General features: G+C 42.3%; 12 protein-coding genes and 1 rRNA gene. 1 reads left to right on the top strand and 12 read right to left on the bottom strand.

Features of this window, described 5'->3' with window-relative positions:
• Window positions 1–72: 72 nt before the first annotated feature.
• From LEP1GSC192_RS08815 to LEP1GSC192_RS08765, 12 genes are all read right to left on the bottom strand, one after another.
• Window positions 73–2184 carry a hypothetical protein gene (locus LEP1GSC192_RS08815; RefSeq protein ID WP_020769725.1) on the bottom strand — a complete coding sequence of 704 codons (2112 nt, stop codon included), beginning with the start codon at window positions 2182–2184 and terminating at the stop codon, window positions 73–75.
• Between the two features lie 141 nt (window positions 2185–2325).
• Entirely contained in the window at window positions 2326–3588 is a 1263-nt protein-coding gene (locus LEP1GSC192_RS08810) for a malic enzyme-like NAD(P)-binding protein (protein ID WP_020769629.1), read from the bottom strand.
• A gap of 59 nt (window positions 3589–3647) precedes the next feature.
• Window positions 3648–5024, bottom strand: coding sequence for a tRNA uridine-5-carboxymethylaminomethyl(34) synthesis GTPase MnmE (mnmE, locus tag LEP1GSC192_RS08805; protein WP_020769530.1), 1377 nt, complete (start codon window positions 5022–5024; stop codon window positions 3648–3650).
• A gap of 6 nt (window positions 5025–5030) precedes the next feature.
• The gene (gene jag, locus LEP1GSC192_RS08800; protein ID WP_020769621.1) at window positions 5031–5741 is read right to left on the bottom strand and encodes an RNA-binding cell elongation regulator Jag/EloR; all 711 of its coding nucleotides are present in this window, start codon (window positions 5739–5741) and stop codon (window positions 5031–5033) included.
• 22 nt (window positions 5742–5763) lie between these two features.
• Window positions 5764–7623 carry a membrane protein insertase YidC gene (yidC, locus tag LEP1GSC192_RS08795; RefSeq protein WP_020769501.1) on the bottom strand — a complete coding sequence of 620 codons (1860 nt, stop codon included), beginning with the start codon at window positions 7621–7623 and terminating at the stop codon, window positions 5764–5766.
• 2 nt (window positions 7624–7625) lie between these two features.
• Window positions 7626–7853: a membrane protein insertion efficiency factor YidD gene (gene yidD / locus LEP1GSC192_RS19455; protein WP_020769645.1), complete on the bottom strand. Its 228-nt coding sequence runs from the start codon at window positions 7851–7853 to the stop codon at window positions 7626–7628.
• Window positions 7850–8170, bottom strand: a complete 321-nt coding sequence (gene rnpA / locus LEP1GSC192_RS19450) for a ribonuclease P protein component (protein WP_081603583.1) — start codon at window positions 8168–8170, stop codon at window positions 7850–7852. Before rnpA ends, yidD begins: the two co-directional genes overlap by 4 nt.
• A gap of 9 nt (window positions 8171–8179) precedes the next feature.
• Window positions 8180–8341 carry a 50S ribosomal protein L34 gene (gene rpmH / locus LEP1GSC192_RS19445; RefSeq protein ID WP_020769764.1) on the bottom strand — a complete coding sequence of 54 codons (162 nt, stop codon included), beginning with the start codon at window positions 8339–8341 and terminating at the stop codon, window positions 8180–8182.
• Window positions 8342–8480: 139 nt separating this feature from the next.
• Window positions 8481–8597, bottom strand: a 5S ribosomal RNA gene (rrf, locus tag LEP1GSC192_RS08780).
• Window positions 8598–8654: 57 nt separating this feature from the next.
• Entirely contained in the window at window positions 8655–9488 is an 834-nt protein-coding gene (locus LEP1GSC192_RS08775) for an Fpg/Nei family DNA glycosylase (protein ID WP_020769721.1), read from the bottom strand.
• 8 nt (window positions 9489–9496) lie between these two features.
• Window positions 9497–11839, bottom strand: coding sequence for a hypothetical protein (locus LEP1GSC192_RS08770; protein WP_020769465.1), 2343 nt, complete (start codon window positions 11837–11839; stop codon window positions 9497–9499).
• Window positions 11840–12000: 161 nt separating this feature from the next.
• Window positions 12001–13260 (bottom strand): pyridoxal phosphate-dependent aminotransferase, encoded by a 1260-nt coding sequence (locus LEP1GSC192_RS08765; RefSeq protein ID WP_020769731.1) that lies wholly within the window; start codon window positions 13258–13260, stop codon window positions 12001–12003.
• 95 nt (window positions 13261–13355) lie between these two features.
• Between LEP1GSC192_RS08765 and LEP1GSC192_RS08760 the strand changes: the two genes are divergently transcribed.
• Window positions 13356–15296: an adenylate/guanylate cyclase domain-containing protein gene (locus tag LEP1GSC192_RS08760; protein WP_020769865.1), complete on the top strand. Its 1941-nt coding sequence runs from the start codon at window positions 13356–13358 to the stop codon at window positions 15294–15296.
• Window positions 15297–15328: the final 32 nt, after the last annotated feature.

Below are 15328 nucleotides of genomic sequence, written 5' to 3'. Positions count from 1 at the left end.
AATAGTAATGAATTGATCGGGTTGGATTTTCCGGATTCGGAACGTATGTCCTAATCAGAACTCGGGAGTTGATCACTCGTCTCGGAATCTGCGAAGAGTATCCGCTAAGGCTGCAAACTCCGGTTTTTTGGCGGTGACATTCTCCAAATATTCCAAGGTAGAATCCAACCAGGCGGAATCGGATTCTAACTCTTTCCGGATAAACACGTGCCGGATTGAGTTCATGGAGCGAATCTCGATATATCTCCGCTTCTGGTCATAATACATAAGGTCGGCTACTTTGTCTTTTCCGAATTCCGGAGCAGAACTAGCATTCACAACTTCGTCCAACCAAATAATCCCGTTATTTTTTCGGTCCACGTAATCGATCGCTTTCTGAACCTTCGCCGGGATTAAAGTGGATTTTTCTTTAGGACCTAAAAGTACTCCCAAAGATTTTTTCTTTTTAGGGGTTTCCTTTTCGGGTTCCCCGGAACTTCCAGAGTTACTTTGAGACTTCTTACTTTGTTTGGAAGGTTGAAATTCGTCTGCCGGCTCAATGTCCTTTTTAGCGGAAGGGGAAAGATTCACACCGAACAAACTAAGTATCCATTCTAAAAGTTTCACCAAGATGGATTTTGAATCTTGGATCGCTTTCAGTCTTTGCTTTTCGGTTTCCTTTTCCCAATCTGCAATCGCCTTTGATAAGCGGATCTGTTCGTCTATCACTAACTCGGGATCCACACCTTCCGTTACATCCTTTAGAAAAGCGTAAATTCCTTTCGGCTGCCCGTTCTTACGGATCAAAGTGTGAATAGAGGTCCTTCTTTCCTTATTATTTAAAAAGGAAGAAATCACATTTTCCAAAGCTAGCGCTACGATCCCGGGACCGCCGCCTGTTACTCTTTCTCTAGTAAGAATATCGTTTCTCGTTTTGAATCTTTCCAAGACCTGATCCAAAACTTCCGTTTTCGTAAGACCAGCTGCTTGGATGGATGAATCCTTGATCTTCAAAGCGCCCAAATCGACAACAAAAGGTTCTTTGGATTCTCTGACACGGATCACTATATCACTAAAAGCTAAATTGATTAAGGATTCCTTTCTCAAGCTGGAAAGAGAATCCATAGAATTTAGTAGTACTTCGAATGCCTGCAAAAATATGTCCGAACCTTCCCAGGTTTTTCCGGAAGTGAATGCAGGGTGTTTGGATAATTCTCTCAGATAATCCGGGCCTTGCTCGGTTCCGGAAGGACGGATCCATCCTGCTTGTTCTCCGGGAAGAAGAGACATTAAGATCTTCCTAGACAAACCTATAAATAATTCGAAAATGATCTCTATCTCGGTCTCTTCGTTCGCGTTCGGTTTTTTAGTATCTATAGAAATTTCACCCACAAGCTCTTCCAAAGAAGGTTGGATGACGTGGAACTCCAAATGTAATCTTAATAAAGGAGGGCGGCTTCCTCTTTTTTCTAACGCGAGTAACGCGTCCGGGTCCGTTTTGATCTGTCCCAAAAAGGAGATAATCTCATTCGGTTTTTTACTTAAGATAGAAATTAAAGAAGTCAGTATATCTTCTCTTATCTTAAAATTCCTTTGTAGAAAAGATTCTACGGAAAGTGTCTTAACGTTTCTCATAGAGTAAGGAAGATTTTTGGAATCTTGGAAATCCAAAGGATTTCCTTTCTCGTCCGTATTCAGATACTGTCGAATCACCCAATCCCTTAATTCGCCGGCAGATCTTCTATCCGCCAGATTGATGTCCCTTCGGAGAAGGAATTGTAAAAACGCGGCTGCGGACTGGGCTAAACAAGCGGACTTGATCTTTTGGATCTGATCCGCTCTTCTCGAAGCTGGACGTATAGCAACATTCGCTAGTCCCAATTCTTTTGTTTCTTCCGAAACGAATAGATATTGGTATAAAACAAAACCGTTCTTATCTTCGAAGTATTTTAGGTCCGCGGGTTTTAAAAATTGTAACTGTTCGAATTTTGCGAGAGCAAAAGGAGAATAATTGAATAAGAAGAAGTTCTCCACTCCTTTCTCAATCATATCCAAATCCCTCATCGCTTTGGGAGTTGTTTGGAGAAGAAGATTACGAAGTTCCTCTTCCGGAATGAGATCGATACGATCTACCGGAATTACGCCTAATCCCTCCGAGAGCGGATCCGAAGCGGGGGGTGTGGAATTATTTTCCATTTCGGGCATAAATTCTTCCCTTTTGCTCCGATCTTGATTTGGCTTTTTTTTAAGCCGAGCTAATATAATATTTTCGGAAACGAATACATGCTTTCTTGAGCAGGTTCCAAGAGTATTAGACTAAATTCGGAACTTCTTTAGAATTCGGTTTTAAAACCTCATCAAACCTTCTAAGAAGGAAACGTAATTTTCCCTTCCAGGATATGGTCTTCTTGCCGTCCCACTTTGGACCGCAGCCTCCGCAACCGCCGGAGCCACATGGTACAATACTCTTTGATCAAAAGGTTTAGGGATCAGATAATCAGGACCGAATACGAATTTTTCGCCACCGTAAGCAAGGCTGACCGCATCAGGAACATCCATCCGAGCAAGTTCGGCCAAAGCGCGAGCTGCGGCCAATTTCATTTCCAGAGTGATATGCTTGGCCCTTATGTCCAAGGCTCCTCTGAAAATAAATGGGAAACCTAATACGTTATTTACCTGGTTCGGCATATCACTTCTTCCCGTTCCCATAATAATATCAGGACGGACCTTTTTAGCAATCGCATACGGAATCTCTGGATCCGGGTTAGCTAAAGCAAAGATAACCGGATTCGGAGCCATAGATTTTACCATGTCTTCCGTAACCATATCAGCTACGGAAACTCCCACAAAAATATCCGCATCCTGCATAACGTCTGCCAGAGTACGATCGTTTGTCTTTTGGGCATATTTTTGTTTGGTAGAATTTAGATCCGTTCTTTCGGTATGGATCACACCTTTTGTATCCACCAAGAAGATATGTTCTTTTCGGATACCGATATGTTGGACAAGTTCCGCGATCGCGATCCCTGCGGCTCCCGCTCCACAGACCACCATCTTTACGTCGCTAGGACGTTTTTTATTGATCTCAAATGCGTTCAATAATCCTGCAACAGTGATGATCGCCGTACCATGTTGATCGTCATGGAAAACCGGGATATTCATTCTTTTGATGAGTTCTTCTTCTATATAAAAACTTTCAGGGGCTTTGATATCTTCCAGGTTAATCCCCCCGAAAGTTGGCTCAAGCATTTTGACCGCTTTTATAAAATCATCCGGATCTTTTGCATCTATCTCTATATCAAAAACGTCAATCCCGGCGAATTTTTTGAAAAGTACCGCCTTACCTTCCATCACAGGTTTTCCTGCGGAAGCTCCGATATCTCCCAGACCCAGGATTGCGGTTCCGTTAGTGATGATTCCTACCAGATTCCCTTTGTTCGTGTATTCATACACTAGATCCGGATTCTCTTTAATTTCCAGACAAGGATAGGCAACCCCGGGAGAGTATGCTAAGGATAAGTCGAAGGAATCTCTAGTCGGCTTTGTCGGAACAACTTGTATTTTACCCTTTGGATGAAGGGAGTGATATTCGAGGGATTTTTCTCTCATAACGATAAAACCAATTTTTCGACGATCGGGCCTAGGTTCTATTCTATTTCTGAAAGAGCTTATTTCCCAACGCAGAATTTACTAAAAATTCTTCCTAAAATTTCTTCCGTGTCCACTCTTCCGTTTACTTCTCCGATTTGTTCCAAAGCGGAATCAATTTCTTTGATGTAAATCTCAGCTGGGGCCCCTTCTTCCATTAATGTCAGACAGTTTTCCAGGCTTCTAGTGATAGAAGAAAAATGAAATCTGTTCCTTTCTTCCAAAAGGACATAATCTTCAGAACTTTCTAGACCTTGTAGTTTGGTGGAAATTTCGGAAACCAAAGTATCCAATCCTTGTTTCGATTTGCAGGAAACTTCGACTAAAACGGTTCCGGGATAATTTTTCTTTAAGATGGATTGAGGATCCCAGCTTTGATCTCTTATATCCGATTTATTTGCCGCGACTATAGCGCCTTCTAACTTAGATTTGTTCTCTTCCGCAAACTTGTCCCAATCGTTCTTTTGAGAAACATCGATCACAAAAAGTCTTACGTCTGCTTGGGAGAATTCCTTCTCACTTCTTTCGATCCCCATCTTTTCGATGGTATCGCCTGTCTCTCGAACACCCGCGGTATCTATGAGTCTGATTGGAACTCCGGAAAGTAAAAAGTCCTCACTGATATAATCTCGGGTGGTTCCCGGAATTTCAGAAATAATTGAACGGTCTCTTCCCAAAATCAGGTTCATCAAACTGGACTTACCCGTATTCGGTTCTCCATACAAGACCACCCTACTTCTTTCCAAAAGAGTTTCCGTCTCACTGGATCTTTTCAGCAGGTTGGAACAAATATTAGAAATAGAACGAATTCTTTTTTTTCTTTCTTCGAATGACTCGAAAGTAAGATCTTCCGTTGAAAAATCGATCTCGGCTTCACATTCCGCTTTTAATGAGATCAATTGACTTCTCAAATTTGACGCGAGCCTGGAAATCTCTCCAAACGCATTTTTTTGGGCCAGTTCCAATTCGAATCTGGAACGAGCACCTATAATTCTTCCGATCGCCTCAGCTTCGTTCAGATCTATTTTACCGTTTAAGAATGCTCTTTTTGTGAACTCACCCTGCTTCGCAGGTCTTGCTCCGGAACGAAACAAACATTCTAAAGCTTCTCTAAGTAAGATTGGATTTCCGTGAGCGTGGATCTCGCATAGATCTTCACCTGTAAAAGAATTCGGTCCGGCAAAATAGATAAAAACTACTTGGTCTAATTTTTTTCCCCCGTCTACAAAACGACAGGTATATGCATTACGAGGTTTGATAGAAGAAAGAGGAAAGGCTCCCTCAAAAAAGGATAAATGCCTGTAGGCGATAGGAAGCGCTTCCGGTCCGGATAACCGAAGAATGCCTATGGCCCCGGCCCCGGAAGCTGTGGAGATAGCTGCTATCGTATCAGCCACGACCGATCAGTAGTCGTTTACTTCCTCGAGTAAGTCCCCGTTAGGGCTTTTTTCGACGACGTCTTTGTACTTGTGTCTGTCTTTCATCGGAATGATTCGGACTTTCTTATAAGTACCGTTCCCTTCCGATCTAGTGAAAACTTTTTCGTTCTCTTGTAGAGCCATATGAACGATCCTTCTTTCGAAAGGATTCATAGGCTCAAGTAATTTGGACTTACCGGATTTTGCGACTGAAGAAGCTACCGACTTGCTCAATCTGATCAAGGACAGTTCTCTTTTGTCTCTGTAAGATTCGGTATCCAAAACGATCTTACGACCGTGACGGATCTTAGAATCCACCATCAAGTTTACCAAAAATTGAAGAGCGTCTAAAGTAGCTCCTCTCTTTCCGATAATCAGTCCCGATTCGCGGCTGGTAAGTTCGATATAAATCTTTCCGTCCACGTCTCCCATTCCGACGACTTCCGCTTCCACTCCCATCTTGCGGAGAAGTGTAAGTACAACTCCATGGATGATCTTTTCAGCCGGAATATCGTAGTTCGAAACGAAGGCTCGAACAACTGCCGGTTTTTTTTGTGTTAAACCTAAAAACCCGGACTTACCGGATTCGACAGTTTCGAAACGAATGTCTCCGGGCTCCAGTCTTAAGGTTTCTAACGCGATCTCTTCGGCCTCGGCTTTTGTTTTTCCTTCGGCTTCGAAAATATAGTTTTCCATATCGTATCCTCGATATATGAATTCACACTTTTACAGGGGTCTCGTCTTTCTTACGAATATTGGTCAACCACTGTTGAGCAATGGAAAGGATGTTAGTCACAGTCCAATACAAAGTCAGCCCCGACGGCATGCTCCAGAGGAAGAACACCATCATCACTGGCATTAAATACATCATCATTTTTTGGTTCGGGTCAGTCTGCACGGAAGTCAGTTTCATCGAGAGGAACTGAGTTCCCACCATCAAAAGTACCAATAAGTTGATAGAAAGCCCGCTCGCAGAAATGAAAGGGATCGCAGGAGAAGTCCAGATAAAATCAGGCTCGCTCAGGTCCGAGATCCAAAGAAAAGGTGACTTCCAAAGATCGATCGTATCAGCAAACGCAACGTATAATGCGAAGAAGATAGGAAGCTGGATCAACATAGGAAGACAACCACCCAATTGAGAGAGCGGATTCATATTATGTTTTTTGTATAATTCCAACATCTTCTCTTGTTTTTTTGCCGGATCGTTCGCATACTTCTCGTTTAACTTTTTTAGTTCCGGAGAAAGTGCACTCATCTTCTTCATTGCCTCTGCCTGTTTCTGGTTGAGAGGATAGAAGACTAATTTGAATACTAATGCAAAGAGTAGAATACCGAAACCGTAACTTGGTATCGTGTATTTATAAGATTGTTGTAGGAACCAAACGATACCGTTTCGGATCGGAGTGAAAATACCTTGGTTAAAGGATTTGTTCAGATCGGCGCTCAAGCCTGCAAAAGTGGACTTAGGATTTTTAAACGGATCCAGTTTGGGATCTCTGAATAACATCCCGTCCCATTCTCTGATCCCGACATAGTTTGCGAATTCAAGAGTTTCTTCTTTTCCCGGATCTACAGTGATATTAGAATAAGCTAAGATAGTTCCTGTTTCGTTTTTCTTTCTATTATCTAAAAGAATTCCTTCCGCAGGATGATTCAAAGTGTCCGCTGCGGCCAAGAAGTAACGGCTGCCGGAACCGATATAGTCCACACCTTCTCCGCTACTCCAAACTTCTTTATAAAATTCGTTTCCGTTCGGATGTCCGAAGAAGAAGTTTCGAATGCCTTCCCAGAATCCCCAAGCGTCTCCGCCGTCAGCAAAGTCCTTCTCACTTCCGTCCATTCTATAAACACGGAAAAATTTCGACAATTCTTGAGCGGTAGCTTCTCTCTCTAAAGGAAGAGGTCCTAAACTTCCGAAGGTCCTTAGGTAAGCCGGCTTGTCACGATCTCCGAAATAGAGTTTTTCTTTACCCAAATTGGTGATGGAGATCTCGGTTTTGAAATAATTTTCGTGAGGGAAAAATCTAAATACTTTTTTAAGAAGAACGCCCTTTTCGTTAGCTGTGAAAGTTATACTTTGATCTTCTTTATTCTCTTCTGCTTTAAAATTCAGATGATTCCATGCCGAAGTAGCTACATCTTCTTTTCTATGAGAGAAGTTGAAATCGAAACCTTTTCCTCTGGAAAGTTCGATCGCCTTGATCTTTTCACCGTCCACTTCGATCTCTTGGAAGTCCGCTCTGGTGATATTGATCTCGTTTCCTTCGACATCCTTGTAATTTCGGATATAGAATTTTTCGATCCTTCCCCCCAAGCTGGAAAGAACAACGATATGCGCTTCCGTTTTAAAGGTAAACGTTTTGATGTCCTTAGGATTTGTAGCCGTTACAGGTGCGGGTTTAGGTTCAACCTTGGTTTCCTGTTTTACGTTTTCTTTATTTTCCGAAACGGGAGTTTGTTCGGTCTTCTGTTGTTGTTTCGGTTTTCCCGATTCGGGGTTGAAGTAGTAGGTTACTAAAAACCAAACTCCCATGGATAAAATTAACGCGAGAAAAAGTCTGTTTTGTCTATCTTCCATTCCTAATTCCTTCTAGGGTTGGGTGGTAAAGGGTCATCGCCTGCAGCGAAAAGGGGATTACATTTTAAAATTCGTTTTGTACTTAGATAAGTTGCCGACAAGAAATCGTATTCTTGGAAGGCCTGCATTGCATATTCGGAACAACTAGGGTGAAATCTGCAAGAAGGCGGAAGAATAGGTGAGATCCAACGTTTGTAGAATCGGATCAGAAAGATGGCGAGTCGGTTCATTTTAATCTACGAGCGAGTAGACCCAAACAAGCCAGAAGTTCGGTATGATCCTTTTCGAATAGGCCCGGTTTCGCAAGTATCGCGATATCGAATCCTTTTGGAAAAAAGCCTGCGGTTTCGGCCACGGCGGCTCTTAATCTTCTCCGTATCCGGTTTCTGCGAACGGCTTTTCCGACCGAACGTTCAGGGCAGTATAAGAACCTGTTATTTTCCAGGCCGTTTCCCCGATAAATCACCGTGAGAGGAGGATTGGTTACCCGTTTTCCGGAAGCAAAAAGTTCCCGGATGTCCTTCTTGGATGTAAGTGTCTCTTCTATATGGGTTCGTTAGAATTTTTTACCAGTTCTTTCGTCAGAAACGGTCAACTTGTAACGGCCTTTAGCTCTTCTGCGGGAAAGGACTTTTCTTCCGCCGGCAGTCGCCATTCTGGCGCGGAATCCGTGGGTACGGGCACGTTTAATCCGGCTGGGTTGGTATGTTCTTCTCATATGGTTCCCTGTATCTCTAAGATTGCATTTTAAGACCCTGGGTAAGTCTTACCGGTTACCATCTTTACCGGAGAACCAAGGGTCAATCCGTTTCTTTGGCGGATTTTCACTATAAAATATAATGGAATAAATAATGACAACCCGGCAACGTCCTACTCTCCCACACAGCGAACCATGCAGTACCATCAGCGATGAGAGGCTTAACTTCCGTGTTCGGGATGGGAACGGGTGTGACCCTCTCTCTATAATCACCGAGAATCTATGGACAGTTTGAAAAATTTGCTTGTACTGTCAAGTGCGATTTATTTCCGGTTCAGAGGGTTTTATTCCAATCAATGAACTGTTCCCCAGGCACTCTTTGGCAATTGGGACAGAAGAAGGAATCGTGACCCAAAACATTTGCCCTACGAATCGTGGTTCCACAGCGGGGACAGGCTTCATTTTTTCGATTTCGAACTTTCACATGGTCTCGAACTTTAAAGTCCAAAGGTGCCTGTTTTTTTCGAATGTAATCTATAGATTCGTTTAATACGGATTTGATACTCTGGTAAAGTTGGATCTTTTCTTCTTCCGAAAGTTTATTGCATGGAGTTTTGGGATGGATTTTGGAATCAAAAAGTATTTCATCCGCGTAAGCGTTCCCTATTGCGCTAAGTTTGGTCTGGTCCATTAGAAAAACGCGGGTTTGCTGCCGATTTTTCTCTATTCTTTTTAAAAATTCTTCCAGAGTAAAGTTTTCGGAAAGAAGATCCACTCCTTGGTCAGTAAACTTCGGGATTTGGGAAAAATATTCTGGTTCCGTAAAATAAACCTTCCCCATATGCACGTCGTCCGCATAATTCAGGATCTTATCCTGGAATTTGATCCGAACCGCCAGGTCCTTCTTCTTATATTTTGGATCTAAAGAAAATCTTCCAGCAAGCATCGGATGAATGACGATATTTTTTGGACCGAATTTAAAATTCAGAAACGGTCCAGTCCTTTCCAAACTTTCAAAAGTAGAACCTATAAACGACGTTTCCGATTTCCCGCCGCAAAGATTGCGAACTACAAGAGGGTCTAAAATCTCTATCTCTTGGATGACCTCCCCCGGGAGTTCTTTTAAAAGACGTTCTCGAATGACTACCAGATCCGGAAGTTCGGGCATAGTTTTTCCTATTTCTTTTTGCGGCTAGGAAGATATTTGTAATATTCCACTTCAATCGTATTGATTAAGAAAGTATAATATTTAACGAGTTTTTTATCGTATTTTTTCTTTTGAGCTTCGTTTCTTAGAAACTCGGAAATCTGGTCGCGGATCAAAGGCGCTTTTAAATCAGAATGGCTCAAAATGATGGTGCTTGGCATTCCGACCGGAACGATCTCATCCGGTATCGCAATTGTGGCCGAGTTTTGCAGAAGAGCATATTCGACTGTGGATGCTACCTTATCGTCATCCGACTCGGTCCTAAGATGAGCCACTGATTGGCGGATATTATCTATATTGTCCCAGATCTTTTTGCGAAGAGATTTGGAATCGTGGATCTTATCCTGGATCTTGGTGAATCTGTTCGGAAATACAAAACGTTCTGCGCCTTTCGCAATCAAACTTACTTTCTTTTCTTTTGGGCTTTCTGCCTTTCCGAAATGTTCATCCGCATCATCGTCGTCACCACTCGGATAATAATCGCTTACTGTGGAAATTCCGGAATAACTCGCAGCGAATCCTCCACCACCGCCGAAAGATTTCGGAACTCCACCCGGCCCGATATCAGATTTATCTCTATCTCTGAAGAATACTGCGAGTAAGCCACCGATCACAAGTGCTACAGGAAGTCCAACTAAGATCACGCCCGCCGCATTAAAATGGACACTCGCGATCAGGAAGAACAACATAGTCCCCACAAATCCGAGAAGTCCCATAGAAAGATTTATCTTCTTCGCGAGTGCTTCGCTTTTTTGGCGATCTTCTACTTCCCTCTCCATGAGAGCCGCATCTTGCTGTAATTTCACTACGTAATCCGCTTTGAGCATGGAATTGAGTGCAGGATTTTTAGAACTGATCAACGAGGCATGGATCTCTTTCGCTATATTAAGTTCCTTTTCTGCTGCCGGGCTTATTTTAGCATCAGCGGTTAACTTGTGAAGAACGGCAGCCATATAACCGGGATCAACTACATATACCTCAGTAGTTCCGTCTTCTCTCTTGACCTCTTTTAGACCGAATTTGGTTTTTAGATCTGCAACAATCTCATTCGTATATTTGGAAACAAGTTCAGGATCGGCGATACCAACGGCATCCAAACGTTTTTCAGGTACGAATCTGTAAAGGGTCAAATTGTTTTGAGAATGTTCCTTTATTTGAATGTTCAGACGATTCTTCAAACTTTTGAAAGCGCCTTCTATCTTTCTTTCACCCAAGAGAGATTTTTCTTGGATCAATTTTCGGATGATCCGTATGGATTGTTGGCAAGTCTCGGCTACCCTTTTTCCGAGATCATCTTTTTCTTTATCGAAAGGAAAATCTTCTACAAGCTGAATGAGCGCTTCTATCTTTTCACTATTTTGTTTTTTACCGGGTTCCGCATTTCCATGTAAAGTTTCAAAATCTTGGATACGAGCTCGGAACAAATTGTAACCTGCTCTCTCGGCAAGTTGTTTTAAATAAGTAAGAGCGAATACTTCCAGAGCATCGCTTTGAGCCCTATAATGTGCGATTACTTCCGGTTGGTGCAGATAAGTCCCGTCCGCATTGAGTTGTAGATCATCCAAGATCAAATGATAATCCGGAAGAATTTCGACTACCGCACCTTTGTTCTTTGCGTAGTTTGCAAAGTCCGCGAGGAAATCATTCATCGGTATATAACTATACGGTAGGAATCCTCGCTTAAGAAGACTTGCCATCTCCGATTGTAAGGAAGCAAGTTTAGGGTACAGCCAGATCTGCCCACTTTTGTTTTTATGAAGAAGCATAGCCCCAGGACGATCCTCTTCCAATACACGCGGCTTCTTTGCTCTATTATTTAAAATAAGATCGATGGTCTCTTCCGAAAAAGAAAAGCATGCCTTTCGGAAAGGAGTAACATCGGTCTTAGCTTCTTTTTGAGGAGAAGCGACTGCGATCTTAGCTAAAACCTTGTTCCCGTTTCGGACCAAAAACGGATAGATCAAAGCGGATTTATTCCTTCCCCTCTTTTCGATATCCATTAATTGCCGAAGAGCCATATCGATGGAAGGAGGAGACTTAGCTTGCTCGCTTAAGTTCCTATATTTGTTCAGAAGTTCCCCTAGTTTATCGAGGGTGAGAAGGTAAGATGGATGAACACTTTTAGAGCCGTGTTTTTCGGTCTTTTTATGCCAGTCACGAAGTTCGTCCAGGATACAACGCGCAGTGGCAGAAAGTCCAACAGCTCCATCGTTTAAGAAGATATAATCCGGCGCCAGGGCCTCCAGATCAGGGGCCTTGTTTTGATTGGAAGCTAGCTCCTCGAAGGATATTTCCTGCTCCAACGTTTCCATGTTTTGCACCGTACCGGAACAACAATCCGAGTTAGGAAATTTTCTATCGTTTCCTTCCGACCAGGATCTCTAACGGAAAGAGAGATTGAAACAATTTTATTCCGCTTTAAATCGACCGAAATTAGCTCGGAAACTGAGGTACTTATTAGATAGCCGAAGTTTTAGTACGGACAATAAGTACTTAGGATTTCGCCTATTTTTCGAATTCCTTCTTGGATTTCCGAATCTTCTCTGGCAAAACTAATGCGGATAGAATCCTCGCCGTAACTCACACCCGAATTAGTAACCGGATAGAAATATTTCCCCGGCACGATAATGACCCCTTTTTCCTTTAATATGGGATAAAGTTCGGAAATATTTTTACGGAGTCCGATAAATTGAACCCAAAGGAAGAAGGCTCCCTCACTATCATGGATCCTATATTTTAATTTGCCCTTCCATTCTCGTCGGATAGAAGAAATTGCAACTTCCCTTTTTTTGAGATAGTACGGTTTTACTATGTCTCGAGAAAGTCTGAACCATTCTCCCGATCTTACGAATTCTAAGGCTATGTATTGACCCAGATTTCCGCCGGCCAAGTTTAGAACAGCATTCGCTTTATTTAATGTTTTTACTACTTCCGGGTCTCCTAAAACAAACCCTGTTCTAACTCCAGGTAGACCTATTTTAGAAAAGCTGAAACTTTGGATCATTCCTTCCGAATGAAAAAGTCTCTCATCGGAATAAACGATCCCAGGGAAAGGAAACCCGTATGCGTTATCCAATAAGAATGGGATCTTCCTACTTCTCGCAAATTTGAGGATCAGTTCCAGTTCTTCTTTTTTCGCTACCCTTCCGGTTGGATTTGTAGGACGGGATAGGACCGCACATCCAAGATCATCCGTTATCGTATCAAAAGAAGAAGAGTCCAACTCATAACGAAATCCGTCCTCCCCTGTAACAATCTCTTTAGCGAATGAATACGTAAATGAATCGGGATTTAAAGGTTGGTCCAAGTAACCTATATATTCGGGTAAAACCGGTAAGAATATTTTTTTGAAACTGCCGTCCTCGAATTTTCCCGAGTAAAAATTCAATAAAAGATAAAACGCATTTTGGGAACCGTTCGTGATCGCAATCTGCTCCTTGGAGATCGAGGTCCCTGTCTCGGAGCTTAATAAGGAAGCAAGGATTTCTAAAGTTTCTTCTTTGCCTGTGGGAGTTTCATACTTTCCCAGAATAGAATCCCAGGCCCCGGTAGCGGTGAATTTATTTAGGATCTTTTTCCAAACTTCTTCCACTTCCGGAATTAAGGAAGGGCTCCCTCCTCCCAACATAGAGACCCCGGGCGAAAGATTACCCAGGTCCTCCATCAATTGCCCGATCCCGGTTTGGTTACGGAATTTGGCTCCGAATTTGGAAAAAAGGAAATCTTGGTCCATAAGGTTATTCCACTTTTCTTTTGGCAAAACTGCCGAAAAGATAATCTAAGAGAGGAAGGAATTTTTTTCTTCTAGCAACCTCTCCGGAGAGACCGATGCAAACGATCGATTCCATCGACGATACAGATATGTTGGATCCGAACACCTTGGATCTGCAGACCTACTTGGAAAAATATCCTTGGGAGGAAAAATGGACCTCATTAGGAGAGCCTATTGAAAAACTTTGGAAATTCGACTTGGATGTTTCTCCCCAAGAGATCTGGCCCTGGCTAATAGATACCTCGTCTTTTAATAAAAGGATAGAAGTCCCTGAAATGAAATTTCAGGAGATTAACGGACGACTTTTCGGAAAGTCCAAGAACGCAGGCATCCCAATGGAATGGGAAGAAGTTCCCTGGGAATGGGAATATTGCAAACAACTCAATAATGCACGCATCTATTCCAAGGGATTCGCTTACTATGTAAGAACAAGATATCTTATTTTTCCTCTAGGAGAAAGTTCTACCAGATTATTCGTATACTTCGGTTGGATCCCTAAAGGTTGGCTTGGAAAAACTCTTTTAAAGTTCGGAATGATCCAACTCGAAAAATCCTATATAAAAGGATTAAAGGGTGTAGTAGAAGACGTAATTAAAACGAGAGCATATAACTGGTTAGGTCCAAGCGCATTAAGCATAATAAAAGAATCAAAATCGGAAAAAAATCCAGTCTTCCCTGCAAGAATGCAACAGATCCGGGTAGGATATATCAGAGAAGGACAATCCAGGGAACTAGTTGATAAAGTTTTAAATTATATTTTAGACGCAGACGAGGCCGACCTTTATAGGATCAGGATCAAGTCCTTATCCAAAGCTTGGAAAATACCCGAAAAGGAACTTTTACTCGTTTTTTTACACGGATGTAGATTGGGATTATTCACAATGAGTTGGGATGTGGTATGTCCACATTGTAGAGGAGTCAGAACGGAAGCACAACATTTAGGAGATCTTCCCACGAGAGATACCTGCGACGTTTGCGATATACAATTCGAAGCGAATCAGTTAAATTCGATCGAGATCACTTTCCATGTACATCCTTCAATCCGAGAAGTTCAGAAAAGAATGTTCTGTGCAGCCGAGCCGGCAACGAAAAGCCATATCCGTTTCCAAAAATATTTGGATCCGGGAGAAACGTACAATTCCAAACTTCTACTTTCTCCGGGAGTTTATAGACTGAGAGTAAATGGAGAAAAAAATTATTCTCTATTAGAGATCAAAGAAGAAGTGCCGAATGAAACTCTAGTTTGGAATACCGATGAGATCCCGGAACAGATAGAGATCGCAGACCATCCTAAGTTGGTCTTGGAAAATCATTCTTCATCCCGAAAAGGTTTTGTAATCGAAGAAAGAAAAGAAGATCAGGATTGTCTTAGACCGACGGATCTATTCAATTTCCAGGACTTCCGAGATCTATTCTCCCAAGAAGCTCTTTCCACAGATCTGCAATTAGATATAGGAATGCAGACTATTCTGTTCACTGATATCGTAGGTTCTACAAAATTCTATTATAACAAAGGAGACTCCGGTGCTTTCTCCGAAGTCAGGTATCATTTCGTAGAAGTTTATAAAGTAGTGAGAGAATTCCAAGGTGCAGTGGTCAAAACGATCGGAGACGCAGTGATGGCCGCCTTCCCTTCTCCTAGTGCAGCGGTAGAAGCTTCCGTAAGACTCCAGGAATTTTTCTCGGAAGAAAATACTGAGACTCCAATTCGAATACGGATCAGTTTACATACCGGACCTTGTTTGGCAGTGAACCTGAACAGCAATATAGATTATTTCGGGAACACAGTAAACTTTGCGGCGAAATTACAAGCGATTGCGGACGGAGGAGAAATTGTGTTCTCCGAGACTGTATTCCGGGATAAACAACTCCGCCAAATGATGACGGAAAAAGGTTGGAAAGTAAAAAGAGTGAAATTCCACCAAAGCTGGATCGATGAAGAGACCCAGGCTTATAAATTGGTATTTAGCGGTTTACCGTCTACGGAAGAAACATAATAAAAAAACCGGTTTGCAAGAACGTGAAAGAA

The sequence above is a fragment of the Leptospira sp. B5-022 genome (assembly GCF_000347035.1).
In the GTDB taxonomy this organism is placed as follows: domain Bacteria; phylum Spirochaetota; class Leptospiria; order Leptospirales; family Leptospiraceae; genus Leptospira_B; species Leptospira_B cinconiae.
The sequence above is the reverse complement of the archived record's forward strand: the minus strand, read 5'-3'. Positions and strand labels throughout refer to the sequence as shown.